This is a genomic window from Enterovirga sp. GCM10030262, assembly GCF_042666435.1.
GTDB lineage: Bacteria > Pseudomonadota > Alphaproteobacteria > Sphingomonadales > Sphingomonadaceae > Allosphingosinicella.
In genome coordinates this window covers 1,139,406-1,165,146 of the sequence record NZ_JBHTDC010000001.1, presented here as the reverse complement: position 1 = coordinate 1,165,146, position 25,741 = coordinate 1,139,406, and the positions used below count along the sequence as shown (strand labels likewise).

The window sequence follows — 25,741 nt, the reverse complement described above, 5'->3', positions numbered from 1 at the left end:
GGCGTTGGCTCAGGCGCGCAACAGGCCGCGCAGGCGCGCCAGCGCCACGTCCAGCTCGTCGGCGAGGCGGGCGGCGGCGGCGCGGGGCTGAATGCGGTCGCCGCCGGCGGCCAGCAAGGCGGCGACTCCGGCGGCCGCCCAGGCAGCGGTCTCGGCGGCCAGTGCATCGAATTGACGCTGGACGATGGGCATAGCGGTATCATAGGCGCCGGTGACTCGGGCGCATTCGTCCAAGGCGGCGTCGCCGGCTTCGGCGTCGGGGCGTCCGGCGATCTTTCCGACCAGACCCAGGACATGGCGCAGCTGCGCGACCTGGCGGCCGGCATCGTTCGTCGCAGGCGCGGTCAGGGGTTCGGATTGATGCGTCATGGCGCGCCTTTCTACCGCACGGGCGCTAAGGAAGGGCTAATGCGTGGCGGCGAGGAGGAGAGGGCGGTAGGTGTCATCCTGAGCCGTCATTCCAGCGAAAGCTGGAATCTCCCTGTTTTGTAGAACAAAGGGATTCCAGCTTCCGCTGGAATGACGGGATTACGAGTGCGTATCGAGGTGTCGACATGAAGGCCGTTTCCATTCTCCCCGTTCTCGCTTTGCTCGCAGCGGCGCCCGCTGTGGCGCAGATTCCCGATGGCGGCATCACCTTCTTTGGCGAGGCGACCCTGCTGTCGGATTATCGCTTCCGTGGCCTCTCGCGCTCGGAGGGCGATCCGGCGCTCCAGGGCGCGCTGACCGTCCAGACCGACAGCGGCTTCTATGTCGGCGGGCGCGGCACGACCTTGAAGGGGATCGGCGACGTCATGGTCGGCGATTTCGGCGACGCCGAACTCGATCTCTACGCCGGCTATGGCTTCAATCTCGGCCTCGGCACGTCCGTGGATGCGGGCCTGCTTTATTATTATTTCCCCGACGGCGAGGGGAAGACCGACTATTTCGAGCCCTACGCGTCGATCTCGCACCAACTGGGCCCGGTGCAGGCGACGGCGGGCGCCAAATATGCGCCCGAACAGGCCGCGCTCGGCGATCAGGACATGCTCTACACGTTCGGCGAGATCGAGGCCGGGATTCCGACGACGCCGCTCACCCTGACCGCCGGCGCGGGGCATCAGGATGCGGGCGCGTTCGGCGATTACTGGAACTGGTCGCTGGGCGCCCGCGCGGCCCTGGGGCCGCTCCAGGCCGGCATACGCTATGTCGACACCGACGTGCCGGAGGAAGTCCCGCACGCGGACGCGGGCGTGGTGCTGTCCTTGGGGGTGCGTTTCTGAAATTTCACGTCATGCCGGCGGAGGCCGGCATCCCGGGATGAAAGGTCACGGACCTGCTCGCCGGGATCCCGGCCTTCGCCGGGATGACGCTAACGTCCTTTATTGCGGCGTCGTGACGCTGGCTTCCTGGCCGTCGCCTTCGGGGACCGCCAGGATGGTCTGGGTAGTGCTGCCCTTGTCGACCACCAACGTATCGGGCGAGCCGACGACGGAGCGGGCGCCGGGGGCGGCGCGGTCGGCTTCGGCTTCGTTCAGCATAAGCCGCTCGGCGTCGCTGCGCGCGGCGGGTCCGCCGAACAGGGCCTCGATCGCCTGGGTGCGGCTGTCGGCGACGGCCGGGCTCGGCGTGCCGGGCGCGGGCGGGGTGAGCGCGAAATCGGGCGGCACGACCAGGGGCTGGGCGCGGCTGACGGCGAACTCGTCGGGCCGCTGCCGGTCGGTGATGCCGCAGGCGGTCAGCAGCAAGGCGGCGGCGGGGACGGCCAGGATGAGCGTACGCATGGTCAAACTTCCTTGTGTGGGGCCTTGCGCTCGCGCGTGAGCAGCGCCCGGAACAGCAATAGCAGAACGCCGATGGTAATGGCAGCGTCGGCGACATTGAAGATCAAAAAAGGCCGCCAGTCGCCGAAATGCAGGTCGGCGAAATCGACGACATAGCCGTAGCGCACCCGATCGACGATGTTGCCGAGCGCGCCGCCGAGCACGAAAGCGAGCGCGACCGTGTCGTCGCGGCGCTTCTCGCGCCACAGCCAAAAGACGACGCCGACCGAGATGGCGGCGGTGAGCGCGACCAGCAGCCAGCGCGTCAGATCGCTGGTGGCGGTGAGGAAGCCCATCGAGACGCCTCTATTCTCGACCCAGCGCAGGTCGAAGAAATCGAGCAAAGGCAGGATGCGCCGCTGCTGGAGCTGGAGCGGATAGGTGACGATATATTTGGTGATCTGGTCGGCGAGGAAGATGAGCCCGGCGACAGTGAAGCCGAGCGCACGATGATTTTGTCCAGGTGTTTCGGTGGCTTCAGCCATTCACGACTTCCTCGCAGCGGGCGCAAAGCGCGCCGTCTTCCTCGACCTCGGGCAGATGGCGCCAGCAGCGGCCGCATTTCTCGAAGTCGGTGCGGGTCACCGTGATTTCGTTCGATCCCGGCTCCATCACCACTTCGGAGACGATGAATAGTTCCGCCAGCTCATCCTGCCTGATCCCGGACTGAATGTCGGGAAACCGAACCTTCGCCTCGTTGCTTGACCTAATGATCTTCTCGCGGCGCAACGGCTCGATCGCTTCCGTCACTCGCTCCCGGGAAGCGTGGATGGTTTCCCATGCCGCCGCCAGCGCGTCATCGCGCCAGCCGGCATCGATCTCCGGCCACGTCCGCAGATGCACCGATCCGCCCTCCGGATAGCGGCTCCCCCACACCTCCTCGGCGGTGAAGCAGAGTACCGGCGCGATCCAGCGGACCAGAGCCTCGAACACATGGTCCAGCACCGTCCGGTAGGCGCGGCGCTTGGGCGACGTCGGCGCGTCGCAATAGAGGCTGTCCTTGCGGATATCGAAGAAGAAGGCCGACAGATCGTCATTGGCGAAGGTGGTGATCGCCCGCGTGTAGCGGTTGAACTCGAAGCCGTCCGCCGCCTCGCGCAATTCGGCGTCGAGCGTCGCCAGCCGGTGCAGCACCCAGCGTTCCAGCTCGGGCATGTCGGCGGGTGGAACCCTTTCCTCTTCCGAGAAGTCGCTCAAAGCGCCGAGCAGATAGCGGAAGGTGTTCCTGAGTTTGCGATAGGCGTCGGACGCGCCGGCGAGCACTTCCTTGCCGATGCGGACATCCTCGAAATAATCGGTCGAGGCGACCCACATGCGCAATATGTCGGCGCCGTTGTCGCGGATGATGGCGAGGGGGTCGACGACATTGCCGACGCTCTTCGACATCTTGCGCCCGGTCTGGTCGAGCGCGAAGCCGTGGGTCAACACCCCCTCGAACGGCGCGCGGCCGCGAGTGCCACAGCTTTCGAGCAGCGACGACTGGAACCAGCCGCGATGCTGGTCGGAGCCCTCGACATAGAGGTCGGCGCGGACGCCCTCGCCGTATCGCGCCTCGATCACATAAGCGTGGGTGGAGCCGCTATCGAACCAGACGTCGAGAATGTCGGACTGCGGATCGTAATCGGCGAGGCTGTATTCGTTGCCGAGCAGAGCCTGATGGTCGGCCGTGAACCAGGCGTCGGCGCCGCCCTGGCGGAAGGCCTCGACGATGCGCGCGTTCACCGCCTCGTCGCGGAGGTAATCGCCGGTCTTGCGGTCCACATAGAGCGCGATCGGCACGCCCCAGGCGCGCTGGCGGCTGATCACCCAGTCCGGCCGGCCCTCGACCATAGAGCGGATGCGGTTCTTGGAGCGGGCGGGGACCCAGCGCGTCTCCTCGATCGCGGCGAGGGCGGTTTGGCGCAAGGAAGAGCCCTCGGCTTCGCTCGGGAGGACCCCTCGACTTCGCTCGGGGCGAACGGATTCCCCCGTTCCACTCTCAACCCCGTTCGTGTCGAGCGAAGTCGAGACATCCCCTTCGAGCGAAGCCGAGAATTTCGGCTTCTGGTCCATCGGAATGAACCATTGCGGCGTCGCCCGGAAGATCACCTTGGCCTTGGACCGCCAGCTATGCGGGTAGCTGTGCTGGAAATCATCGCTCGCCGACAGCAAAGCCCCCGCCTCGCGCAAATCCGAGCAGATCGGGCCGTCGGGCGCGTTGAACTTCTTGTTGATGACGCTGCCCTGGCCGCCGAGCCAGAGCCAGTCCTCGCGATAGCGCCCGTCCCCCTCGACCGCGAAGACGGTGTCGATGCCGTTCGCCTTGCAGAGCAGGAAATCGTCCTCGCCATGGTCCGGCGCCATGTGGACGAGACCGGTCCCGGCATCGGTGGTGACGAAATCGCCGGGGAGGAACGGGCGGGGCTTGGCGAAGAAACCGCCGAGATGGTGCATCGGGTGGCGGGCGACGGTGCCGGCGAGGTCGGTGCCTTTAACAACCACCTCGCGAAGCATCGGATCATCACCAAACTGGAACGCGTCTTCGTACTGAACTGTGCCAATCGGTAGCCCGAGCGCTTGGTGGTCCAGCCCCTGGTACCATCGCGAGACTCGGCCAACGAAGCTTTCCACCAAGTCCGAGGCAATGAGAACGCGCTTGCCGAGCCACTTCAATTCGCTTCGCAGGCGCAGTTGTTCCTCTTCACGATCGAATCGAGAGTCTTCGTCAAGTTTGGCGCTAGCTCCCCACTCGTCGGAAAGTGCCAACTCCAGCTCGATTAGGCGGTAGTTGACTTCCTCCCCGTACGCCACAGCCTGGTTGACCGGGATCGTCCAAGGCGTGGTCGTCCAGATCACCGCATGGGCGCCGACCAGCTCCGGGATCGGGCTTTCGACGATCTCGAACGCCACGTCGATCTGGGTCGAGACGATGTCCTCATATTCGACCTCGGCCTCGGCCAGCGCGGTCTTCTCGACCGGGGACCACATGACCGGCTTGGCGCCGCGGTAGAGCTGGCCGCTCATCGCGAACTTCATCAGCTCGGCGACGATCGCCGCCTCGCTCTCATATTTCATCGTCAGGTATGGGTCGTCCCACTCGCCCATCACGCCGAGGCGCTGAAACTGCTCCCTCTGCACGGCGACCCATTTCTCGGCATAGGCCCGGCATTCGGCGCGGAACTGGGCCTTGGGAACCTCGTCCTTGTCGAGCTTCTTCTTCCTGTACTGCTCCTCGACCTTCCATTCGATCGGCAAACCGTGGCAGTCCCAGCCGGGGATGTAGGGCGCATCGAAGCCCATCAGCGAGCGCGAGCGGATGACGATATCCTTGAGGATCTTGTTCATCGCATGGCCCATGTGCAGGTCGCCATTGGCATAAGGCGGGCCGTCGTGGAGGGTGAAACGCTTGCGTCCGGCGCGGGCCTGGCGAAGCTGCTCGTAGAGCTTCTCCTCCGCCCAGCGCGCGAGAATGGCCGGCTCCTTCGCTGCAAGGCCGGCTTTCATCGGGAAATCGGTCTTCGGCAGGAAGACCGTGTCTTTGTAATCGGGTTTTTCGGACATTTCCGCGCCGCTTAGCGGGGGCGGGGCCTGACTGTCCACTAATTCAGCGCCGGGCCGATCGTGTAGATGTCCTCAACCCACAGATAGCCGCGATAGCCGCGCGGCACCTTACCGAGCTGCTCGGGCCGCTCGATGCCCTCGGGAACGCCGTCCTTGTAATCACCCATCAGGATCACGCGCGTATTCGCCCTCTCCATCCGGTCGAGGAAGCGGTTGGGCCAGCCCCACATCGCCCATTGATAGTTGAGCGGCACCACGACCGTCGCGTTCCGGCACTCGTGGGGCACGATCCCGGTCCAGCCGACCCTCAGATAGTCGAGCAGACAGCGCCGCGCCGCCTGTTTGGAGAAGGTCCAGGCATCCTGGGTCTTTTCCTCGATCCGGCGGACCATGGCGGGGTTGCCGTAGAAGGCATAATGCCCGCCGAACGGGATTCCGGCGCGGGCGAAGGCGGCGAGGAGGAGGTCGGCATCGCCTTCCTCGCGGGTCTTGAGGTGGAAGATGAACGGCACGCGCGGCAGCCGCTCCAGCACCTCCTCGACCGTCGGCATGGCGCCGACGCCGCGCCCGCGCAACGGGAAGGTTTCGCCGCCGTCGGCGGTATAACCATGGCCGATGTCGAGCGCCTTCAGCTCGGCGAGGGTGCGGTCGCGGACGGGGCCGGTCCCGTTTGTGCGGCATTCGAGCGTGGGATCGTGGAATACGACCATGCGGCCGTCCTCCGTCGGCTGGACGTCGAGCTCGATCGCATCGGCGCCGAGCCGCACGGCATGCTCGATCGAACGGATGCTGTTCTCGATATAATTATGTCCGGAGGGCAGGCTCCGCGCGGCGGTGCAGGCCTCTATGCCGATGCCCTCGCGCGAGAATTGCTGGGCGACGCCGCGATGCGCGACCAGCATCAGCTTGCCCCGCGGCTTCGGCGCGAGCCAGGAGGCGTTGAGCAAGGATACGGCCACCGCGAACAGGGCGACCGCGATGCCGAGCATCTTCCATTTGCTCAAGCGGCGAGCCTCTTGCGCGCCTCGGTGCAATCGGCCTCCATCTGCGCGGCGAGCGCGTCCATGCGGTCGAACTTTCGTTCGGGCCGGAGGAAGGAAATGAGCTCGACCTCGATCCTCTGGCCGTAGAGATCGCCGTCGAAATCGAAGAAATGCGGCTCGAGCAGTTCCAGCGGCGGATCGAAGCTCGGCCGGATGCCGAGATTGGCGGCGCCGTCGAGCACGCGCCCGTCGGAGAGGCGGCCGCGCACGGCGTAGATGCCGAATCTCGGCCGGAGATAGGGGCCGAGCGCGATATTGGCGGTCGGGTAGCCAAGCTCGCGCCCGCGGTTGTCGCCATGCTCGACGACGCCTTCGATCGCGAACGGGCGGGTGAGGAGGCGGGCGGCGGACTCGGGGTCGCCTGCTTCCAGCGCCTCGCGGATGCGGCTGGAGGAGACGGGCTCGCCGTCCGCCATCACCGGCGCGACCGCATCGACGGAGAGGCCGTGCTCGCCGCCGAGGCGCTTCAGGACGGCCATGTTGCCGCCGCGCTTGTGGCCGAAGGTGAAATCCTCGCCGGTCGCGACGCCCGCCGCGCCGATCAGGCCGATCAGCCGCTCGGTGACGAAATCCTCCGCCGTGACGGAGGCGAGGGCGGCGTCGAAATGGAAGACCAGCATCGCGTCCGCGCCGGCCGCGCCGAACAGGCGCTGACGCTGGTCGAGGCTGGTCAGGCGGAAGGGCGGCAGCTCCGGCTTGAAGAAGCGCACCGGATGCGGATCGAAGGTAGCGACCAGAGCGGGGCGGCCCGCGGCGCGGGCGCGTTCGACCGCGCGGCCGACCACCGCCTGGTGGCCCTCGTGAAATCCATCGAAATTGCCAAGCGCGACGATGCCGCCGCGCAAACGCTCCGGAACCGCCGAGCCGCCGTCCAGCCGCTCCATGGGTGGGCTATAGGAAAGGCGGAGCGGCGGGACAATCACCGTCATGCCAGCGCAGGCTGGCCTCCCAGGACGAGAAGGCGCCTTGAACTCCTTGAGACCCCAGCCTTCGCTGGGGTGACGTGGCTACCGACGCTCCAACCTGACGAAACTGAAAGCGGGGCGGCCGCCTTCCGCCGGATGATCCTCACGCGACACTTCGCGCCAGTCCGCCGCGACGGGCGCGGGCATCCTGGTATCGCCCTTCGCATCGAGATGGACCTCGGTCAGCTCGAAAGCGGTCGCCCGGGAAAGGAACAGCGCCACGATCTCGGCGCCGCCGATGACCGAGACGGGGTCGGCGCCGGCGATCGTGATCGCCTCGTCGACCGAATGCGCCACCTCCGCGCTCGCGGCCGTCCAGTTCGGGTCGCGGGTGAGCACGATGTGGCGGCGGCCGGGAAGCAGGCCGGGCAGACTGTCGAACGTCCTGCGGCCCATGACCATCGCCGTACCGCCGGTCACGGCCTTGAAATGCCTGAGGTCGGCGGGGAGGCGCCATGGCAGCCCGCCGTCCCTGCCGATCACGCCATTGTCGGCGCGGGCGACGACCAGGGTGATCTCCGGTTTTCGCATTCTGGTCTTGTCCCGTCATTCCAGCGGAAGCTGGAATCTCTCTTCGCTATGGAGCTTCTGAAAAGGCAATGAGATTCCAGCGTCCGCTGGAATGACGAGCATGCTCAAACCGCCACCTCGGCCTTGATGTGCGGATGGGGATCGTAGTCGGAAATCTCGAAATCCTCATATTCATATTGGTCGATCGCGTCCGGCCGGCGCTTGATGGTCAGCCGGGGCAGCGGGCGCGGGTCGCGGCTCAGCTGGAGCCGCGCCTGATCGAGATGGTTGGAATAAAGGTGGCAGTCGCCGCCGGTCCACACGAACGTGCCGGCCTCGAGCCCGCATTGCTGAGCGAGCATGTGGGTCAGCAATGCGTAGCTGGCGATGTTGAAGGGCACGCCGAGAAACACGTCGGCGCTCCTTTGGTAGAGCTGGAGGTTCAATTTGCCCGCCGCGACCTGGGTCTGGAACAGGCAGTGGCACGGCGCCAGCGCCATCTTGCCGATCTCGGCCGGGTTCCAGGCGGAGACGATCTGGCGGCGCGAGGCGGGATCGCGGTTGATGAGGGCGATGAGCTCGGCGATCTGGTCGATATGGACGCCGTCCGGCCCCTCCCAGTCACGCCATTGCTTGCCGTAGACCGGGCCGAGATCGCCCTTCTCGTCTGCCCATTCGTCCCAGATGCCGACCTTGTTGTCCTTTAGATAGCCGATATTAGTGTCGCCCTTCAGGAACCAGAGCAGTTCGACGATGATCGAGCGCAAATGCAGCTTCTTGGTCGTGACAAGAGGGAACCCCTCCGAAAGGTCGAAGCGCATCTGATGGCCGAAGACGGAGAGCGTGCCGACGCCGGTGCGGTCCGCCTGGGGAACGCCTTCGGAGAGAATCCGCGCGAGGAGGTCGTGATAGGGCTGCATGACTTGCTTATGGCGGGTGCGGGACAGGTTTCCAAGGCTCCGGAATGCGTCCGAAACGGATGAATCAGCGAGCCGCCCGCCATCCGCGCGTGGCACAATCGCCGGGATGGAAACCGCCGAAGCGCAACCGCCGACCCTCCGAACCGCGGCCGACGCGGCCCGCTTCTTCGAGGCGCGCCTCGCTGACAGCCCGCGCGAGTCGCTGCTCGTCGCCCATCTCGACGCGGGTCGGCGGCTGATCCATCTCGCGCGGGAAATGGGGAGCGCCGATCATGTCGCGCTTCCCGTCCGCCCGATCATCGCCGATGCGATCCGGTTCGAATCGGCGGGGCTGATCCTCGCGCATTTTCATCCGAGCGGCGATGCCGAGCCGAGCGACGCCGACATCGCCGCGACCCGCAAGCTCCAGGAGATGGGCGCCGGCCTCGCCTTCCGCCTCCACGACCATTTGATCTTCGCCGGCGGGCAATGCCGGAGCCTGCGCGCGATGGGCCTGCTTTAGCGGTCGTGGAGCCGACCGGCTAAGCCGGGCAGATGGGGATCTGCTCGGGCTCGGGCCGCGGCCCCAGCGCCTTGAACTGGGCGAAATAGGTCCCGGAATCAGCGAGCCGCTCGAAGCGGACGAGCTCGTAGCCGACGGCGACGAACTCGCAGAGCAGCATCTTGGGGGGCGTGCCGTGGCGGTCGGTCGGCCGGTCGGCATCGACGACGACGACGCTGCCGTCGCGCTTGAGCGCGCCGCGCACGTGCCAGAGGAACTCGGCCGGCCGCTGCACTTCGTGATACATGTGGATGAGGAGGATGCGGTCGAACGATGTCTCGGGCAGCATCGGATTGTTGGGGAGACCGAGCTTGACCGCGACATTGTCGAGCCGCTCGCGGGTGACGCGCTGGGCCAGCGCGTCACGGGTCTCGGGAACGATGTCCTGCGCCAGCACGCGGCCCTCGTCGCCGACCAGCGGCGCGAGGCGAACCGTATAATAGCCCTCGCCGGCGCCGATGTCGGCGACCGACATGCCCGGCGCGATGCCGGCCAGCTCGACGACCGATTCGAACTCGCCGATGCTGTCGCGGGCGTCCTCATTGGAATAACGGGGCGACACGATTGGCGCGACCGGCCGTTCGGGATCGGGGAAGGGCGAACGCTCCGGCTCGGCGCGGCATCCGCCCAGCGCGAAGGCGGCCGAAAGCAGGCAGAGCGGGAGGAAATCGGCGCCTTTCACTTCTCGCTCTCTAGCGCGACCCTGCGATTGCGCAAATCGTCTCATCGATCTCGCGCATGTTGCGGGCAATCTCCCAAAGCCCGAACACCAGAGCCACGCTATCCAGCTCGCCGTCCCGGCGCGGATCGACTTCGCTGGCTTCCCAGATTTCGCGGCAGGCCGTCTGCAGCGCTTCGAGATCCTCCTCGGGCATCCGCTCGAACCGTTCGAAGCAGGCCAGCGCGTCGCAGGTCGCGGAGCGGATTTGGTCCACCTTCCGGGCTGTGTCCGGTTCGATCGGGAGACGGTCGCCGCGCCGCGTCTCGCCGACGCGGTCGATTATTATCAGTGCGTGCCACAGCCGCTCGATCCGGTGCACCGCCTCGCGATAAAGATGAGCGCGGCCGGAGCCGCCGAGCTTGATCGACGCGGCGGTGTCCCTCGTCGCGGAAAGCGCGCGCGCGAAACGCGAGTGAAGTTCGCCGACATCCTCATCGTTGCGCTCGAGGGCCGACGACAGGGTGCGGATGAGCAGCTCGCGGCAGATCGCCAGGGCTTGCGCCATCTGGCGGCGGGCGCGGGCGGGCGCGCTCTCCGGCCAGACGACGAGCCCCGCCACGATTCCCGCCGCCGCTCCCACGAAGATGGCGATGCCGCGATCCCGCGCCGTCTCGACGAAAGTCGCTTCAGAACCGACCGCGAGCGCCGCGGCGGCTACAAGGCCATAGCGCCAGCCGGGCTTCCAGGCGGCGAGCCCGCCCATCACCAGCATGGTCGCGGCGAGCGACAGCGGCACCGTTCCTTCGGCCGTCAGCGCGAGAGCCGCCATGCCCACCCCGGTTCCCACCAAGGCCCCGACGATCCGGATCCAGGCGCTGGCGATCGTCTGGTCGCGATTGGCCTGCAGAACGAGGACGGCGGAAATGACGGCGAGAAAGGCTTCGCCCGTGCCGGCCCAGGCGATCGCCAGATAGGCCGCCGTCGACGCCGCGGCCGACTGCAGCGCGAGCCGCGAAATGTCCCGCCGCAAGCCGTCGTGCCGGATCACTCGACGTCTTCGACCTCGACCTTTTCCCCGGTCACCTTCTGCGACAAGGCCGCGGCCATGAAGCGGTCGAGGTCGCCGTCGAGCACGTCCGACGGCGCGGTGGAGGTTATGCCGGTGCGCAGGTCCTTGACCAATTGATAGGGCTGCAGGACGTAGGACCGGATCTGGTGGCCCCAGCCGATGTCGGTCTTGCCGGCCGCGGTCGCATTGGCCTCGGCCTCGCGCTTCTGTAGCTCGGCCTCGTAGAGGCGGGCGCGCAGTTGATTGTAGGCCTCCGCCTTGTTCTTGTGCTGCGAACGCTGGTTCTGGCACTGGACGACGATGCCGGTCGGAAGGTGGGTGATGCGCACCGCCGAATCGGTGGTGTTGATATGCTGCCCGCCCGCGCCCGACGCGCGATAGGTGTCGATCCGAAGCTCGCTCTCGTTCACCTCGATGTCGATATTGTCGTCGACCACCGGATAGACCCAGACCGAGGCGAAGCTGGTGTGGCGGCGGGCCGAGCTGTCATAGGGGCTGATGCGGACGAGGCGGTGGACGCCGCTCTCGGTCTTGGCATAGCCATAAGCGTTCTCGCCCTTCAGGAGGAGGGTCGCGGACTTGATCCCCGCCTGCTCGCCGGCGTGGAAGTCGACGAGCTCGACCTTCATCCCGTGCCGCTCGGCCCAGCGCTGGTACATGCGCTGGAGCATGCCCGCCCAGTCGTTGCTCTCGGTGCCGCCGGCGCCCGAATTGATCTCGACATAGGTGTCGTTGGCGTCGGCCTCGCCGGCGAGGAGCGCCGTCACCTTGTCGCGCTCGGCCCGGTCGGCGAGCGCGGCCAGCGAGGCGACGGCGTCATCGACCATCGCTTCGTCGCCCTCGGCTTCGGCCAGCTCGATGAGCTCGATCGTGTCGTCCATCTCGGCGCCGATTGCCTTGGCGGCGCCGATCGCCTCGTCGAGGCGGCGACGCTCGCGCATCACCTCCTGGGCGGCCTTGGCGTCGTTCCATAGCGCTGGGTCCTCGACGCGCGCGTTGAGTTCGTCAAGCCGCCTCAGCGCGCGGTCCCAATCGAGGAAGCGGCGCAGGAGATCGAGCGCGGACCTTATCTGGTCGACATAAGCTTGCGCTTCGGCGCGCATCGGAACTCTCCAGCAGAAATCGTCATTCCCGCGAAAGCGGGAATCCCGCCTCTTCCTGCTCTAGAAAGCTAAACGGGATTCCCGCTTTCGCGGGAATGACGGGGTTGGCGGGGCCTAATAGATGCCGCCCTCTCTTTGCAAGAAATCGCTGTCGGCGCCGTCGTTAGCGGCGGCCGCGCGGCGGCGGGTCGGGGCCGCGGCGGCTTCGCGCGCGGCGATCTGGTCGCGGCGGATCGAGCGGCGCGGCTCGGTCTCGGGCTTGAACGCTTCCCAGATAACCGCCGCCTTGGGCTCGTTGGAAGGCCAGGTGCCGAACACCTTGCGCCCCGAGCGGCGGTCGATGCGGACCATGCGGATGCCGGCGGGCGCGCGGAACTCGACGACCGGCATGTCCTTGATCGCCGCGCGGGCGAACTGCTCGAAGATCGGCGCGGCGATCCGCCCGCCCTGCGCGTAGCCGCCGAGGCTGCGCGGCTGGTCGTAGCCGACATAGACGCCGGCGACGATGTCGGCGGTGCCGCCGATGAACCAGACGTCGTTCGGCCCGGTGGTCGTGCCGGTCTTGCCGAACAGCGGCCGGCCGAGGTCGCGCAGCCGCTGGGCAGTGCCGCGGGTGACGACGCCTTCCAGCATATGCACCATCTGATAGGCGGTCATCGCGTCCATCAACTGCTTGGTGCGCAAGGGCGGGCGCGGCATCGGCTTGCCGTTCCAGTCGGGCGCGTCGCAGCCCTCGCAAGGCCGTGTGTCGGTGCGGTAGATGACCTTGCCGTGGCGGTCCTGGATATAGTCGATCATCGTCGGCTTCACTTCCTTGCCGTTATTGGCGAGGATCGCGAATGCGTTGGTCATCTGGAGGACGGTGGTGTCGCCGGCGCCCAGCGAGATGGCGAGATAATTGGGATAATCGCCGACGCCCAGCGTCCTGGCGAGCCTGGTCACCTTGTCCATGCCGGTCATGTTGGCGGCGCGCACCGTCATCAGGTTGCGCGACTGTTCGAGGCCCCAGCGCATCGTCTGCGGCCCGGCATTGCTTCCGGAGAAGTTGCGGAAGCAATGCTGGCCGAGGCCCGCTCCCTGGGACACGCAGAAGGACCCGTCGACGATGATCGAGGCCGGGGTCATGCCATTGTCGAGCGCGGCCGAATAGACGATCGGCTTGAAGGTCGATCCCGGTTGGCGCTTGGCCTGGGTGGCGCGGTTGAACGACGATCCGCGCACGTCCCAACCGCCCTGCATGGCGAGGATGCGGCCGGTCGCCACTTCTTCGACGACCATTCCGCCCGAAACTTCGGGAACGGAGCGCAGCGCATAGCTCCCGCCCTCCGGCTTTACCGCCACGATCATGCCCGGCTGGAGAAAGGAGAAAGCGGTTCCGCCGACGCCGCGCTTCGGCATCGAGGCGGCGGAGGCGGGGAGGGTCCCGGTCGATCCGTCGGTGAAACCGATCGTCGCGGCGCCGCCTTCTTTGGAGAGGATGACCGCCGAGCGCCAGTCGTCATAGCCCACGCCGTAGCGGGCGGCGGCGAGCTGGCTCCGCCAATCCTGCGTCATGTCGACGCTGAGCTCCGGGTCGCGCCAGCCGCGGCCGCTGGCATAGCGCATCAAGCCGTCGCGCAGCGCATTCTCGGCCGCTTTCTGCTTGACCGGATCGTAGGAGGTGCGGACCCACAGGCCGCCCGAATAGACGCCGTGCGGGCCGTCATCGGCTTCCTCGCCGAACTTGCCCACCAACAGGCGGCGTACTTCCTCCATGAAATAGCCGCCGACATTGGCGATGCTGTCGCCCGAGCCGCGCACCGTGCCGAGCGGCTCGGCCTGGGCGGCGGCGCGCTGCGACGCATCGATGAAGCCGTTTCGCTCCATCTCGGCGAGCACGAAGTTGCGCCGGGCGAGCGCGGCCTCGGTGTCGTCCTCGGGGTCGTAATTGTTGGGCGCCTTGGGAAGGATGGCGAGATAGGCCATTTCGTGAAGCGCGAGGTCGCCGACATCCTTGTCGAAATAAGCGCGCGCCGCGGACTGCACCCCATAAGCATTGCGGCCGAGGAATATCTGGTTGAGGTAGAGCTCGAGTATCTGCTCCTTGGTCAGCACGTCCTCGATGCGCCGCGCGAGGAAAGCCTCGCGGATCTTGCGGGTATAGCTCAATTCGTTGGTGAGCAGCAGGTTCTTGGCGACCTGCTGGGTGATGGTCGAGGCGCCGACCGGCCGGCCCGAGCTGGTGAGGTTGGTGAAGATGGCGCGGGCGATGCCCGGATAGTCGATGCCGCCATGCTGGAAGAAGGTCTTGTCCTCGGCGGCGAGGAAGGCCTGGACGAGCTGGCGCGGATATTCGGCATATTCGAGCTCGACCCGGCGCTCGCGGGCGAAGGTCTGCACCGTGGCGCCGTTGATGTCGCGGACGTGGGTGGGGAGCGCCGGCTCGTAGGTGAGCAGGGATTCGGCCGAGGGCAGCCCCTGCGCGAAGATCAGCCAGACGAGGAAGATGCCGACGATCGGCAGGCCGATCAGGACGGCCAAGACCTTGGCCCAGCGGTTCGACCAGACGCGCTTCACCGCCGGCCAGACGGCGCCCGCGTCGCGGCGGAGGGTGAAACGGGTGGCGGCTTGGGTGTCGGTACTCATCGCCGACGGTCTCTAAAGCATGATGCGGACGGGGTGAAGCCGGTTGCGCCGGACCTCGCGCGGGATGCAGCGGGGCCAGCCCTCCCGCCCCCATCGCATCCCTCGACTTTTGCGCTAAGTTGCTCGGGTAGAGAGTTGGCAGGCCCGGAGATGGAATTGAGTACTGCGTCCCAGGATTACTTAATTTCCCAGGATTCGTAACTCCCGAACTATTGGAACTACCGTGGGAGCGCTCAGTAACGCTGCAAGCGCAAGCGATCCGATTCCACCGCCACGATTACTTGCTCTGCATCGAAGAATGAAACTGCGGTGTTGCCGCGCGGCTTAACCATCTCGTCAGGTTCATCAGCTCGGAGCAATTGTGCTTCCGCCTTGCACTGATGATTGAGTTCGACGCCGGACATCATGAGAGTTCCACACCATTGCTTGACTACCCCAAATCGCACGAAACCTGCCTCTCGTGCGAGCAAAGCAATCTTGTAAATCGCGAGCTTGGACGCAACGTCTGGCCGAGCGTTGCGGACACCGGTACTGCTGACCTTGGCAACGTTTCCTTTTTTTATTGAACCCCTCACATATCCGCCGTTGATGCTCTCAAGAATGCCCTTGTCCCAAAAGGCCTGAGAAGCCGAAGGAAATGACAAGGCCACAACCGCGAACAGAAAAACGAATCGCATAAATTCCCCCGGTTTTCCGATGGATATCGGCTACTGGTGGAGTTAGGGGCGGTCAATGGAACTTTTCCGGATGCCGCGCGCCGAACGCCGAGCACTCGGGCACACCACACCGACTCCGGGGATCCCACCGACCTCGGGGGGCACCACTAACATGAACCGTCACCGCCGCGAACAAATTGGCCTCAAATTCCGGGGACACTATTCAATTGGCGGCGCCCGCGCCTCGCCGTCAGCGCGCCGCCAGCCTCTCCCCGACGATCCGCCGCGCGAAATGGGCTTCGATGGCGCGGCGCATGCCGGTGGCGATCTGCTGCTGGCCTTCCTGGGAATGGATGTAGGCCGAATCCCGCGCGTTGGTGAGATAGCCGCTCTCGAACAGGATCGAGGGGATGTCGGGCGCCTTGAGCACGATCAGCGAGGCGAAGCGGTGATAATCGGGGCGGAAGGGGAAGAATTCCGCCGCCTCGCGGCGCAGGAGGCGGGCGAAGTCCGCCGACATGTTCATGCTCTCGCGCTGGGCGAGGTCGATGAGGATGCGGTTGACGCCGGCATCGGCGCCAAGCTCGGCGCCGCCGATCCCGCCGGGTTCGTTCTCGCGCGCGGCGAGCAAAGCGGCCTCGCGGTCGGAGGCGACTTCGGACAAGGTGTAGATGGTCGCGCCATGGGCGTCGTCATTGTTGGGCGCGGCGTCGGCATGGACCGAGATGAACAGGTCGGCGCCCATGCGCCGGGCGATGCCGTAGCGGTCGACGAGCTCGATATAGCGGTCGTCGTCGCGGGTGAGGGCGACGCGGACCCGGCCGGAAGCGGCGAGCGCGTCGCGGATCGCGCGGGCGATGGCGAGCGTCACCGCCTCCTCGCGGCGGCCGTCATGGACCGCGCCGGGATCGCGCCCGCCATGGCCGGGGTCGATCACGACCAGCGGACGGTTCGGATCGGACGAGCCGGCTATGGCGGGGAGGTCTTCGTCGCGGTCGCTCGCGGGCTCGGCCAAAGCGACGGTGACGCCGCCGGTTTCGAGCCGCGCGCCGCCCGCCGCCGGGCCTGGAGCGAGGCCGGGCGCCAGGCTCAGCAGTGCGGAGAGGATGATGGCGAAAAGCCCCATGGCCGTTTCTTGCCGCTTCCGCCGCCCGTTGGTCCAGCAAAAAGCAAAGGCGCGGAGCCGGGACCGGCCCCGGCGCATGTTGATTCCGCCGCCTTAACGGTTGCCGGTTTCGCCGCCGGGTGCTAGCAGGCGGCATCGGTTCGAGAGAAAACGGAAAAATCCCCGTCAGCATGTCGAGCCGAGCGAGTTACGCCGGCCATTGGCGCCCGGCCACCTAGGTTGACGCTGCATGAGGCATTTATCCCCGCGAACGATACGCCCCCGATCGGGTATTGGCGTGATGGGGACAGCGCGGCCGGCATCGATGACCGGACGGCCTGACGCGGCAGAGGCACTTTTCTGTTTAACCCGGACAATCGAGGCGCGCGCCGCACCGGCCGCGCCTTCGTCCTTTTTCGAACGCGCGCACCACCTCGCCCGGCGGGGAATTTCGTCGAGCCGCAGGTTCGGCGACGGCCCCCCGGCGGCGGCGCGCGCGTGGAGTGAAATGAATGACAATGCGCATGTTGATAGACGCGCGCCACCAGGAAGAAACCCGGGTGGCCGTGGTCAAGGGAAGCCGGATCGAGGAGTTTGATTTCGAATCCGCCGAGCACAAGCAGCTCAAGGGAAATATCTATCTAGCCAAGGTCACGCGGGTCGAGCCGTCGCTGCAGGCGGCGTTCATCGATTATGGCGGCAATCGCCATGGCTTCCTGGCGTTCAGCGAAATCCATCCCGATTATTACCAGATCCCGAAGGAGGATCGCGAGGCGCTGCTTCGCGAGGAGGCCGAGCACGCCGCCGAGGAAGAGCGCCTGCGCGCCGCCGAGGACCGCCGCTACGAGGATGGAGGCGACGAGGATGACCGTGACGACGCCGAGTCCGCCGAAGGCGAAGGCGAGGAAGGCGAAGCGTCCGACGACGATGCGCCGGCCCAGCCCGAAGCGGCCGAGAGCGCGCCCGAGGAAAATGCCGCGGACGAGCTGCGCCGCAAGCGCCAGAATCTCAGGCGCCGCTACAAGATCCAGGACGTCATCCGCCGCCGGCAGGTGCTGCTCGTCCAGGTCGTCAAGGAAGAGCGCGGCAACAAGGGCGCGGCGCTCACCACCTATCTGAGCCTCGCCGGCCGCTATTGCGTGCTGATGCCCAACACGTCGCACGGCGGCGGCATCAGCCGGAAGATCTCCAACGGCGCCGACCGGAAGCGCCTCAAGGCGATCATGGCCGACCTCAATCTGCCGCGCACGATGGGCTGCATCGTCCGCACCGCCGGCCTTTCCCGCACCAAGACCGAGATCAAGCGCGATTTCGACTATCTCGCGCGCCTGTGGGACGAAATACGCGACAAGACGCTGCACTCGTCGGCGCCGGCTCTGGTCTATGGCGACAGCGACCTCATCAAGCGCGCCATCCGCGACATCTACAATCGCGACATCGATGAAGTGACGGTGGAGGGCGACGAGGGCTACAAGGCCGCGCGCTCGTTCATGAAATTGCTGATGCCGAGCCACGTCCGGCGGGTGAAGCCCTATGCGGATTCGGTGCCCCTGTTCCAGCGCCACGGCGTCGAGGATCAATTGTCGGGCATGTACCAGCCGCTCGTCCAGCTGAAGTCCGGCGGCTATCTGGTCATCAACCCGACCGAGGCGCTCGTCTCCATCGACATCAACTCGGGCCGCTCGACCCGCGAGCATAATATCGAGCAGACCGCTTACGCCACCAACATCGAGGCGGCGCACGAAATCGCGCGGCAGCTCAGGCTGCGCGACATGGCCGGCCTCGTCGTCATCGACTTCATCGACATGGAATCGAACGGCCATATCCGCAAGGTCGAGAAGGCAATGAAGGAGGCGCTGAAGAACGACCGCGCCCGCATCCAGGTCGGCCGCATCTCGTCCTTCGGCCTGATGGAGATGAGCCGCCAGCGGCTGCGCACCGGCGTTCTCGAAGCCTCGACCAAGCCGTGCCCGCATTGCGAGGGCTCCGGTCTGATGCGGACGGCGTCCTCGGCCGGCCTGTCGGCGCTCAGGATGCTGGAGGACGAGGCCGCGCGCGGCCGCGGCAGCCGCATCGTGCTGCGCGCCGGCCGCGAGGCCGCCGTCTACGTGCTCAACCGCAAGCGGCACGAGATTGGCGAGATCGAGGCGCGTTACGGCGTGATCGTCGAGGTGCTGATCGACGAGAGTTTCGAGGGGGCCAAGATGAGCGTCGAATCGGTCGGCCCGCCGCCGGCCGAGCGTCCGCGCGTCCAGGCTCCCGCCACCCCCTCCGTCGATGAGGAGGATGTCCTCGATGAAATCGAGGAGGAGGAAGACGAGATCGAAGAGGAAGAAGAGGAAGAACGCGAGAAGAAAAAGGAGCCGCGCGGCGAGCGCCGCCCGTCCCGCGAGCGTTCCGACGACGGCGAAGGCGACAAGGGCCGCAAGCGGCGGCGTCGCCGCGGACGCCGCGGCGGCCGCCGTCGCGGCGGCGAGGAAGGCGAGCAGCCGCAGCAGGATGGCGAAGCGCACGAAGCGACCTTCGCCGAAGAAACCGGCGTGCCGGCGGAGCAGGCCGACGCTCCCGAGATCGCGGAGCAAAGCGAGGAGCCGCCGAGGAAGGCGCGCCGCCGTCCCCGCGCGCGCAAGCCTTCCGAGGGCGAAGCGGTAGCCGTTGCGGCGAGCGAGCCTGAAGCCGCGATCGAGCCGGTCCCCGAAATGGCCGAGGAGCCCGCTCCCACTCCCAGACGCGGCCGCCGGAAGAAGGCCGAGCCGCAGGCGGCTCCGGAAGCCACGGAAACGCCCGAACCCGTCGCAGCGGAAGTGGAGCCCGACGCGCCGTCGGCCGCCAATGACCGCGAAGAGACGGCCGACAAGCCGGCGCCGAAGCGGCGCAGCCGGGCCAAGAAGCCTCCCGAGGCGTCCGCGGCGCCCGAGGCTCCGGTGCTCGAACGGCAGTCCGCCGACACAATGCCGGGCGCCGAGGACGAAGGCATGAACGAGGATGGCTCGCCGCGCCGCGGCTGGTGGCAGCGCACGTTCGGCGGCTGAGCGCCTATTCCTGTACCCGGGTCGGGGCCTCTGATAGGCTGGCCCTCGACCCGGGTTTAATCCGGCGTTCAGGCGGGTACGAGGATAGCGCGAACCATGGCTGAAGCTTCACAGGCGCTGTGCGGGCGCGGAAATTTCCTTGCCCGCTGGCTCATGCTGCTGACGCTGAGCTTCGCCGTCGCTGTTCAGCCGGCGATGGCCCAGTCGGTGCTCCGCGACGCCGAGACCGAGGCCTTCTTCGAGGATATGGCGCGGCCGCTGGTCGAAGCCTCGGGGCTGCGCCCGGAGAATGTCGAGATCGTCCTGTTGAACAGCAACGAGATCAACGCCTTCGTCGCCGGGGGACAGATCGTCTATATCTATTCGGGCACGATCACCGCGGCCGAGAGCGCCAACGAAGTGCAGGGCGTGGTCGCGCACGAGATCGGCCACATCACCGGCGGCCATATCATGCGTTTCGGCGAGAGCGTGAAGGTCGCGACCGGGATCACCATCCTGTCCTTGCTGCTCGGCGCCGCGGCGATGGCGGCGGGAGCGGGCGAAGCCGGCATGGGCGTCATGGCGGCGGGCCAGCAGGCGGCGATCGGCAAGTTCCTCGCCTACAGCCGCACCCAGGAATCGTCGACCGACCAGGCCGGCGCGAGTTTCCTCAGCAAGGCGGGCATCAGCGGCAAGGGCTCGCTCGCCTTCTTCCGGAGACTCCAGAACCAGGAATTCCGCCTCGCTATCCCGCAGGAGGACGCCTACGCCCGCACCCATCCGCTGACCGGCGAGCGCATGTCGATGCTGGAGAATATCTACAAGGCGGACCCGGCCTGGGACAAACCGAGCGATCCCGAACTGGAGGCGCGGTTCCAGCGGATCAAGGCGAAGCTCGCCGGCTATGTCCTCGATCCCCGGCAGACTTTGATCAAATATCCCGAGACCGACAAGAGCATTCCCGGCCGCTACGCCCGCGCTTATGCCTGGCACAAGAGCGCCTATCCGGAGAAGGCCAATGCCGAGATAGACAGCCTGTTGCGCGACCAGCCGAACGATCCTTATTTCCTGGAGCTCAAGGGCCAGATTCTGCTCGAATCGGGCAAGCCCGATGAAGCGCTGATATCGTTGCGCAGGGCGGTCACCCTGGCGCCGGACCAGCCGCTCATCGCTGCCGTCTTCGGCCACGCCCTCATCGCGACGGAGGATGAGAGCAATTTTGAGGAAGCCAAGAAGGTGCTGCGCGCCGCGGTGGTGCGCGACAACAGCAACCCCTTCGCCTGGTACCAGCTCGGCATCGTCTACGACCGCGAGGGCGATCTTGCCCGGGCCTCGCTCGCCACAGCCGAACGCTATAATCTCGAAGGCCGGTCCAAGCTGGCGCTGGCCAGCGCCGAGCAAGCGATGAAGGGCATCCCGACCGGCACGCCCGACTGGATCCGCGCGCAGGACATCGCGATGGTCGCCCGCGCCGCGGTGGAGAAGGAAAAGAACGACTAGTGGCAGGCTCGGGCGGGGCCTTCCGCGGCGCGATTGAGCGCATTTCAGGCGATCGGAGAAAGACCTTGGGGGCAGGCCTTGTCGGCGTGTTGATCGGCGGCGTCGCGGTGGCGCTGGCGAGCCAGAGCGGCGTCGGCGCGGCCGATCCCGATCGCGCGCGCATCGAAGGGATCGTCCGCGACTATATCCTCGCCCATCCCGAGATCATCCCGGAAGCCGTCCAGCTCCTCCAGGATCGGCAGCTCGCCCAGGCGATCGACGGCAACCGCGCCGCTTACGAGACCCCCTTCGCCGGCGCCTGGGCGGGAGCGGAGGACGGTGACGTCGTGCTCGTCGAATTCTTCGATTATGCCTGCGGCTTCTGCCGCCAGAGCAACCCCGACATCGATCGGCTGCTCGCCGAGGACGACAAGCTCAAGGTGGTCTGGCGCGAGCTTCCGGTGCTCGGACCCGACAGCCAGGTCGCCGCCGAAGCGAGTCTCGCCGCCGCCAGGGAAGGCGATTTCCGCGAGTTCCACGAAACGCTCTTCTCGCTCGGCCGTCCCACCGCCGCCAACATCGCCGAGGCGAAGGCGGCCGTCGGCGTCACCACCATTGTCCCCGCCGCCGAAGCCCGCGCCGAGATCGACAAGAATTACGAGCTCGCCCGCGCCGTCAACGCCACCGGCACGCCGACCTTCGTCGTCGGCGACCAGGTTCTTCAGGGCGCCGTCGGCTACGACGCTCTGAAGCAAGCGATCGCCGAGGCGCGGGCGGCGGAATAAACGACGTCGGCGGGGCGAAAACGAACGTCATCCCAGCGAAAGCTGGGATCTCACTTCCGTCCTCGAGAAAGAAAGATTCCAGCTTTCGCTGGAATGACGGGAAGGTCAGCCTTCCGTCCCGCCCTTGAAACCCTGCGCCACCACATACCATTCCGAGGAGCCCTTGCGGCTCGCCGGCGGCTTGGCGTGCTTCACCGACATGAAGTTGCGCTTGAGCTCGGCCACCAAAGCCGAATCGGCGCCGCCCGCCAGAACCTTGGCGACGAAGGCGCCGCCGGGGCGCAGTATCTCGGTGGCGAAGAGCAAGCCCGCCTCGACCAGCGCCATCGTGCGCAGATGGTCGGTCTGCGGGTGGCCGACCGTGTTCGCCGCCATGTCGGACAGGACAAGATCGGCGGGGCCGCCGAGCGCCTCCTTCAGGAGGTCCGGCGCCTTCTCGTCCATGAAGTCCATCTGGAGGATCGTCACTCCGTCGAGCGGGTCGGTGGGGAGGAGGTCGATGCCGACCACCGCGGATTGCGGCAGCCGCTGCCGCGCCACCTGGCTCCACCCGCCCGGGGCGATGCCAAGGTCGACGATCCTTTTCGCTCCTTTCAGAAATCCGAACCGTTCATCCAGCTCGATCAATTTATACGCGGCGCGCGAGCGGTAGCCTTCCGCCCTAGCGCGCTTCACATAGGGGTCGTTCAGCTGCCGTTCGAGCCAGCGCGTCGAGCCGATCTTGCGCCCCTTGGCGGTCTTGACCCGCGTTCGCAGGCCGCCGTTTTTGCCCGAGGCGGTCATATCGCGTGGCCGTCGCGCGCCATCAGCGAGCGCAATATGCCTTCGCGGATGCCGCGGTCCGCTACGCCGAGCGTCGTCGCGGGCCAGATGTCCATGATCGCCTCCAGGATCGCGCAGCCGGCCACCACCAGGTCGGCGCGCTCATGGCCTATGCAGGGCAGTTCGGCGCGCTCGGCAAGCGACATGCGCGACATCATCCAGCTGATCTCGCGCATCGAATCGGCGGGGACCATGAGGCCGTCTATGGCGCGGCGGTCGTAGCTCGGCAGCGCGAGATGGACGCTGGCCAGGGTGGTGACGGTGCCGCTGGTGCCGAGCAGGCGGATATTCTCCTTACGGGCCGGCAGCAATTCGGCGAAGCGGCTGAAGGCGTGGCGGACGCGTTCGCGCATTCTCCCATAAGCGGCGAGGCGCTCCTCGGCATCGTCGAAGTCGCGGCCCTCGCTCTCGGTCAGGGAAACGACTCCCCAGGGCGCGCTCCACCAGCTGACGATGCGCGGCGCTTCATCGACCGTATCGATCAGGATGAGCTCGGTGGAGCCGCCGCCTATGTCGAAGATGAGGGCAGGGCCTTCGCCGGGCTCGAGCAGGCGGTGGCAGCCGAGCATCGCCAGCCGCGCTTCCTCCTCGGGGGCGATGATATCGAGCGCGATGCCGGTCTCGCGATGGACGCGCTCGACGAAATGGCGGCCGTTGACGGCGCGGCGGCACGCCTCGGTCGCGACCGAGCGGGCCAGCGAGACGCGCCGGCGGCGCAATTTGTCGGCGCAGACGGACAGAGCGGAGAGCGCCCGGTCCATCGCCGCGTCGCTGATCCGGCCGCTCGCCGCCAGCCCCTCGCCCAGCCGAACGACTCTGGAAAAGGCGTCGATGACGGTGAACCCATTGTCGATCGGCCGCGCGACCAGCAATCGGCAATTGTTGGTGCCGAGATCGAGCGCGCCATAGGTGTGACGCGGCGGATACCGCCTCTGGGGAGGGCGGAGCGGGGCCGCATGAGCCGGCGCGGGTTCCGGCGCTCGCGGAGCCGTGGCGGCAGTTGGCGCCATGCTCATAACTCTTATGTTTTCGTTCAGGCGACGGATCGCCGCCTTTGACTTGCCGCCAGACTATAGGGAAAGCCGCATCCGGGCAAGCGCAAGGCGGGGAGGAGCGTTGACAGCCTCCGCCCCGCCGCCTATTTCGCGCCCCTCGCTGCCCGATCGTCTAATGGTAAGACTACGGACTCTGACTCCGTCAATCGAGGTTCGAATCCTCGTCGGGCATCCAGCCTCCTCATCGACCGCGAGCCGTCGCTCTGAACGCCCGCCGGATACGGCGGAGAGATCGACGCGTTGTCGTCGCGAAAGCCGTGCCGCCGCCGTTTCAATCGGCGGAACTTGAGGCTAGGACGGCGCCCATAGGCGTTTCGAGGAGAGAATGATGCGCATTGCGATCTTGGCCGCGCTGCTGGCGACGACGGCCTGTACCACCCCCGTGGCCGTCGCGCCCCCGCCGTCCGCCGCCTCCGAAGCCCCCGCCCCCGCCCCCGCCGAGGCCGGATATGACCTTGCCGCGCAGCGCGCCAAGATCGCCCGCATCGAGATGAACCCGGACACCAGCTTCCTCAATGAAGAGGAGCGGCGGGTGGTGAATTTGCTCATCCAGGCCGCCGGGCTGATGGACGAAATCTACCTTCGCCAGCGCTTCGTCGAAAATCCGCAGATCCGCTCGGCCATCGAAGGAACGCGCCGCGCCGATCAGGCGCTTCTGCTCGACATGTACGACCTCCATTACGGGCCGTGGGACACGCTCGCTGAAAACCATCCTTTCTGGGGCGACCAGGCATGGCCGGAAGGCGCCGGCTTCTATCCGACCGACCTCACCAAGGCGGAGTTCGATGCCTATCTCGCCGCCCATCCCGACCAGCGCGAGGCGCTGACCAGCGGCCATGATGTGGTGCGCCGCCAAGGCGACGGCCTCGTCGCAGTGCCTTACAGCGAGGAATATCGCGAGTGGCTGGAGCCCGCCGCCAAGTTGCTGGAGCAGGCCGCCGCCATCACCATCAATGCCAGCCTGAAACGCTTCCTCACCCTTCGCGCCGAGGCCTTCCGGACCAACGAATATTATGAGTCGGAGCTCGCCTGGATGGACCTTGAGGGCACGCCCATCGAGATCGTCATCGGCCCCTACGAGGTCTATACCGACCGGCTCTACGGCACCAAGACCGCCTTCGAAGCTTTCGTCACGGTCAAGGACCCCGAGGCGAGCGGCGCCCTCGACAAATATAAGGCGATGCTCCGCGACATGGAGGCCAATCTCCCGGTCGAGGACCGCTACAAGAATTTCCAGCGCGGCTTCGAATCGCCGATCCTGGTCGCCGACCAGGTCCATGGCGGCGGCGACAACGTGCCGGGCGTCCAGACCATCGCCTTCAACCTGCCCAACGACGAACGCGTGCGGGAGGCGAAGGGCGCCAAGAAGGTGATCCTGGCGAACGTGCTCGGCGCCAAATATGACCGCATCCTCGCGCCGATGGCGCCGTTCATCCTGGTGCCGGAGCAAGCGGCGCTGGTCAGCAAGAAATATATGACCAACGAGACCCTGTTCCACGAGCTGTCGCACAGCCTCGGGCCGGGGACGATCAATGTCGACGGGCGGGAGACGACGGTCAACGCCGAGCTGAAGGAAGTCTATTCCGCAAGCGAGGAGGCCAAGGCGGACGTGATGGGCGTCTACAATATCGTCTACATGATGGAACGCGGCGAGCTTCCCGCCGCCGAGCGCGAGCAGGCGCTGGCGACCTATTTCGCCGGCATCTTCCGCGCCGTCCGCTTCGGCATCGAGGAAGCGCACGGAAGGGGCGCCGCCGTCCAGTACAGCTATCTGAAGGAGAAGGGCGCCTTCGAATGGGACGCGGCCCGGCAGCGCTACCGCATCGACTATGACAAGCTGGAAGCCGGCATAGGCGCCCTCGTCGCCGATCTCGTCCGGCTGCAGGGCAATGGCGATTATGAAGGCACCAAGGCCTTCTTCGAACGCTACGCCCGACTCGACGAGAATGCCCGGACGGTGCTGGAGAATACGTCGGACATCCCGGTCGACATCCAGCCCATATACCCGGAGTCGGTGTAAGGCGGCACTGATCGGGCCTCATGTTCCCC

The 25,741-nt window shown here is 66.6% G+C and carries 22 protein-coding genes and 1 tRNA gene; 7 read left to right on the top strand and 16 right to left on the bottom strand.

The window, feature by feature from the left end:
• Positions 1-9: 9 nt before the first annotated feature.
• Positions 10-369, bottom strand: a complete 360-nt coding sequence (locus ACFQRC_RS05670; protein WP_379958741.1) for a hypothetical protein — start codon at positions 367-369, stop codon at positions 10-12.
• Between the two features lie 185 nt (positions 370-554).
• On the opposite strand from ACFQRC_RS05670, the gene ACFQRC_RS05665 reads away from it, so the two are divergent.
• Positions 555-1,262, top strand: a complete 708-nt coding sequence (locus ACFQRC_RS05665; protein ID WP_379958739.1) for a TorF family putative porin — start codon at positions 555-557, stop codon at positions 1,260-1,262.
• A gap of 99 nt (positions 1,263-1,361) precedes the next feature.
• On the opposite strand, the gene ACFQRC_RS05660 is transcribed toward ACFQRC_RS05665, so the two are convergent.
• The 7 genes from ACFQRC_RS05660 to ACFQRC_RS05630 all read right to left on the bottom strand — a co-directional run bounded on the left by ACFQRC_RS05660 (position 1,362) and on the right by ACFQRC_RS05630 (position 8,780).
• Complete coding sequence (locus tag ACFQRC_RS05660; RefSeq protein ID WP_379958737.1) at positions 1,362-1,763, bottom strand: DUF3035 domain-containing protein; 402 nt, start codon at positions 1,761-1,763, stop codon at positions 1,362-1,364.
• A gap of 2 nt (positions 1,764-1,765) precedes the next feature.
• Complete coding sequence (lspA, locus tag ACFQRC_RS05655) at positions 1,766-2,287, bottom strand: signal peptidase II (protein WP_379958735.1); 522 nt, start codon at positions 2,285-2,287, stop codon at positions 1,766-1,768.
• Positions 2,280-5,342 carry an isoleucine--tRNA ligase gene (locus tag ACFQRC_RS05650; RefSeq protein ID WP_379958732.1) on the bottom strand — a complete coding sequence of 1,021 codons (3,063 nt, stop codon included), beginning with the start codon at positions 5,340-5,342 and terminating at the stop codon, positions 2,280-2,282. Before ACFQRC_RS05650 ends, lspA begins: the two co-directional genes overlap by 8 nt.
• Positions 5,343-5,380: 38 nt before the next feature.
• Positions 5,381-6,346, bottom strand: coding sequence for a glycerophosphodiester phosphodiesterase family protein (locus tag ACFQRC_RS05645; RefSeq protein ID WP_379958730.1), 966 nt, complete (start codon positions 6,344-6,346; stop codon positions 5,381-5,383).
• Positions 6,343-7,314 carry a bifunctional riboflavin kinase/FAD synthetase gene (locus ACFQRC_RS05640; RefSeq protein ID WP_379958727.1) on the bottom strand — a complete coding sequence of 324 codons (972 nt, stop codon included), beginning with the start codon at positions 7,312-7,314 and terminating at the stop codon, positions 6,343-6,345. Before ACFQRC_RS05640 ends, ACFQRC_RS05645 begins: the two co-directional genes overlap by 4 nt.
• 78 nt (positions 7,315-7,392) lie before the next feature.
• Positions 7,393-7,881: a dihydrofolate reductase gene (locus tag ACFQRC_RS05635; protein WP_379958724.1), complete on the bottom strand. Its 489-nt coding sequence runs from the start codon at positions 7,879-7,881 to the stop codon at positions 7,393-7,395.
• A gap of 104 nt (positions 7,882-7,985) precedes the next feature.
• Complete coding sequence (locus tag ACFQRC_RS05630) at positions 7,986-8,780, bottom strand: thymidylate synthase (RefSeq protein ID WP_379958722.1); 795 nt, start codon at positions 8,778-8,780, stop codon at positions 7,986-7,988.
• Between the two features lie 106 nt (positions 8,781-8,886).
• Between ACFQRC_RS05630 and ACFQRC_RS05625 the strand changes: the two genes are divergently transcribed.
• Positions 8,887-9,282: a JAB domain-containing protein gene (locus ACFQRC_RS05625; protein WP_379958720.1), complete on the top strand. Its 396-nt coding sequence runs from the start codon at positions 8,887-8,889 to the stop codon at positions 9,280-9,282.
• Positions 9,283-9,301: 19 nt separating this feature from the next.
• Here ACFQRC_RS05625 and ACFQRC_RS05620 read toward each other — a convergent pair whose 3' ends face one another.
• From ACFQRC_RS05620 to ACFQRC_RS05595, 6 genes are all read right to left on the bottom strand, one after another.
• Positions 9,302-10,003, bottom strand: a complete 702-nt coding sequence (locus ACFQRC_RS05620; protein ID WP_379958718.1) for a methyltransferase domain-containing protein — start codon at positions 10,001-10,003, stop codon at positions 9,302-9,304.
• Between the two features lie 10 nt (positions 10,004-10,013).
• Entirely contained in the window at positions 10,014-11,030 is a 1,017-nt protein-coding gene (locus ACFQRC_RS05615; RefSeq protein WP_379958716.1) for an FUSC family protein, read from the bottom strand.
• Complete coding sequence (gene prfB / locus ACFQRC_RS05610; RefSeq protein ID WP_379958714.1) at positions 11,027-12,154, bottom strand: peptide chain release factor 2; 1,128 nt, start codon at positions 12,152-12,154, stop codon at positions 11,027-11,029. Before prfB ends, ACFQRC_RS05615 begins: the two co-directional genes overlap by 4 nt.
• A gap of 114 nt (positions 12,155-12,268) precedes the next feature.
• Positions 12,269-14,779, bottom strand: a complete 2,511-nt coding sequence (locus ACFQRC_RS05605; protein WP_379958712.1) for a penicillin-binding protein 1A — start codon at positions 14,777-14,779, stop codon at positions 12,269-12,271.
• Positions 14,780-15,012: 233 nt separating this feature from the next.
• Entirely contained in the window at positions 15,013-15,456 is a 444-nt protein-coding gene (locus ACFQRC_RS05600; RefSeq protein ID WP_379958710.1) for a hypothetical protein, read from the bottom strand.
• A 229-nt stretch (positions 15,457-15,685) separates the two neighbouring features.
• The gene (locus tag ACFQRC_RS05595; RefSeq protein WP_379958708.1) at positions 15,686-16,561 is read right to left on the bottom strand and encodes an N-acetylmuramoyl-L-alanine amidase; all 876 of its coding nucleotides are present in this window, start codon (positions 16,559-16,561) and stop codon (positions 15,686-15,688) included.
• A gap of 497 nt (positions 16,562-17,058) precedes the next feature.
• Here ACFQRC_RS05595 and ACFQRC_RS05590 point away from each other — a divergent pair, with 497 nt between their 5' ends.
• The 3 genes from ACFQRC_RS05590 to ACFQRC_RS05580 all read left to right on the top strand — a co-directional run bounded on the left by ACFQRC_RS05590 (position 17,059) and on the right by ACFQRC_RS05580 (position 21,815).
• Positions 17,059-19,572: an Rne/Rng family ribonuclease gene (locus ACFQRC_RS05590; RefSeq protein ID WP_379958706.1), complete on the top strand. Its 2,514-nt coding sequence runs from the start codon at positions 17,059-17,061 to the stop codon at positions 19,570-19,572.
• A 96-nt stretch (positions 19,573-19,668) separates the two neighbouring features.
• Entirely contained in the window at positions 19,669-21,051 is a 1,383-nt protein-coding gene (locus ACFQRC_RS05585; RefSeq protein WP_379958704.1) for a M48 family metalloprotease, read from the top strand.
• Positions 21,052-21,116: 65 nt separating this feature from the next.
• Positions 21,117-21,815, top strand: a complete 699-nt coding sequence (locus tag ACFQRC_RS05580; protein ID WP_379958702.1) for a DsbA family protein — start codon at positions 21,117-21,119, stop codon at positions 21,813-21,815.
• A gap of 105 nt (positions 21,816-21,920) precedes the next feature.
• On the opposite strand, the gene ACFQRC_RS05575 is transcribed toward ACFQRC_RS05580, so the two are convergent.
• The gene (locus ACFQRC_RS05575) at positions 21,921-22,598 is read right to left on the bottom strand and encodes an RlmE family RNA methyltransferase (RefSeq protein ID WP_379958699.1); all 678 of its coding nucleotides are present in this window, start codon (positions 22,596-22,598) and stop codon (positions 21,921-21,923) included.
• Positions 22,595-23,647 carry a Ppx/GppA phosphatase family protein gene (locus ACFQRC_RS05570; protein WP_379958697.1) on the bottom strand — a complete coding sequence of 351 codons (1,053 nt, stop codon included), beginning with the start codon at positions 23,645-23,647 and terminating at the stop codon, positions 22,595-22,597. The genes ACFQRC_RS05575 and ACFQRC_RS05570 overlap by 4 nt, the downstream gene beginning before the upstream one ends.
• A 146-nt stretch (positions 23,648-23,793) precedes the next feature.
• On the opposite strand from ACFQRC_RS05570, the gene ACFQRC_RS05565 reads away from it, so the two are divergent.
• Positions 23,794-23,867, top strand: a tRNA-Gln gene (locus ACFQRC_RS05565).
• 153 nt (positions 23,868-24,020) lie between these two features.
• Positions 24,021-25,712 carry a hypothetical protein gene (locus ACFQRC_RS05560; RefSeq protein ID WP_379958695.1) on the top strand — a complete coding sequence of 564 codons (1,692 nt, stop codon included), beginning with the start codon at positions 24,021-24,023 and terminating at the stop codon, positions 25,710-25,712.
• Positions 25,713-25,741 lie beyond the last annotated feature (29 nt).

What these genes read in the sequence shown, in the direction of transcription:
- ACFQRC_RS05670 (WP_379958741.1), bottom strand. Translation starts at nt 369, where the DNA reads ATGACGCATCAATCCGAACCCCTGACCGCGCCTGCGACGAACGATGCC.
- ACFQRC_RS05665 (WP_379958739.1), top strand. Translation starts at nt 555, where the DNA reads ATGAAGGCCGTTTCCATTCTCCCCGTTCTCGCTTTGCTCGCAGCGGCG.
- ACFQRC_RS05660 (WP_379958737.1), bottom strand. Translation starts at nt 1,763, where the DNA reads ATGCGTACGCTCATCCTGGCCGTCCCCGCCGCCGCCTTGCTGCTGACC.
- lspA (WP_379958735.1), bottom strand. Translation starts at nt 2,287, where the DNA reads ATGGCTGAAGCCACCGAAACACCTGGACAAAATCATCGTGCGCTCGGC.
- ACFQRC_RS05650 (WP_379958732.1), bottom strand. Translation starts at nt 5,342, where the DNA reads ATGTCCGAAAAACCCGATTACAAAGACACGGTCTTCCTGCCGAAGACC.
- ACFQRC_RS05640 (WP_379958727.1), bottom strand. Translation starts at nt 7,314, where the DNA reads ATGACGGTGATTGTCCCGCCGCTCCGCCTTTCCTATAGCCCACCCATG.
- ACFQRC_RS05635 (WP_379958724.1), bottom strand. Translation starts at nt 7,881, where the DNA reads ATGCGAAAACCGGAGATCACCCTGGTCGTCGCCCGCGCCGACAATGGC.
- ACFQRC_RS05630 (WP_379958722.1), bottom strand. Translation starts at nt 8,780, where the DNA reads ATGCAGCCCTATCACGACCTCCTCGCGCGGATTCTCTCCGAAGGCGTT.
- ACFQRC_RS05625 (WP_379958720.1), top strand. Translation starts at nt 8,887, where the DNA reads ATGGAAACCGCCGAAGCGCAACCGCCGACCCTCCGAACCGCGGCCGAC.
- prfB (WP_379958714.1), bottom strand. Translation starts at nt 12,154, where the DNA reads ATGCGCGCCGAAGCGCAAGCTTATGTCGACCAGATAAGGTCCGCGCTC.
- ACFQRC_RS05605 (WP_379958712.1), bottom strand. Translation starts at nt 14,779, where the DNA reads ATGAGTACCGACACCCAAGCCGCCACCCGTTTCACCCTCCGCCGCGAC.
- ACFQRC_RS05600 (WP_379958710.1), bottom strand. Translation starts at nt 15,456, where the DNA reads ATGCGATTCGTTTTTCTGTTCGCGGTTGTGGCCTTGTCATTTCCTTCG.
- ACFQRC_RS05595 (WP_379958708.1), bottom strand. Translation starts at nt 16,561, where the DNA reads ATGGGGCTTTTCGCCATCATCCTCTCCGCACTGCTGAGCCTGGCGCCC.
- ACFQRC_RS05590 (WP_379958706.1), top strand. Translation starts at nt 17,059, where the DNA reads ATGCGCATGTTGATAGACGCGCGCCACCAGGAAGAAACCCGGGTGGCC.
- ACFQRC_RS05585 (WP_379958704.1), top strand. Translation starts at nt 19,669, where the DNA reads ATGGCTGAAGCTTCACAGGCGCTGTGCGGGCGCGGAAATTTCCTTGCC.
- ACFQRC_RS05575 (WP_379958699.1), bottom strand. Translation starts at nt 22,598, where the DNA reads ATGACCGCCTCGGGCAAAAACGGCGGCCTGCGAACGCGGGTCAAGACC.
- ACFQRC_RS05570 (WP_379958697.1), bottom strand. Translation starts at nt 23,647, where the DNA reads ATGGCGCCAACTGCCGCCACGGCTCCGCGAGCGCCGGAACCCGCGCCG.
- ACFQRC_RS05560 (WP_379958695.1), top strand. Translation starts at nt 24,021, where the DNA reads ATGCGCATTGCGATCTTGGCCGCGCTGCTGGCGACGACGGCCTGTACC.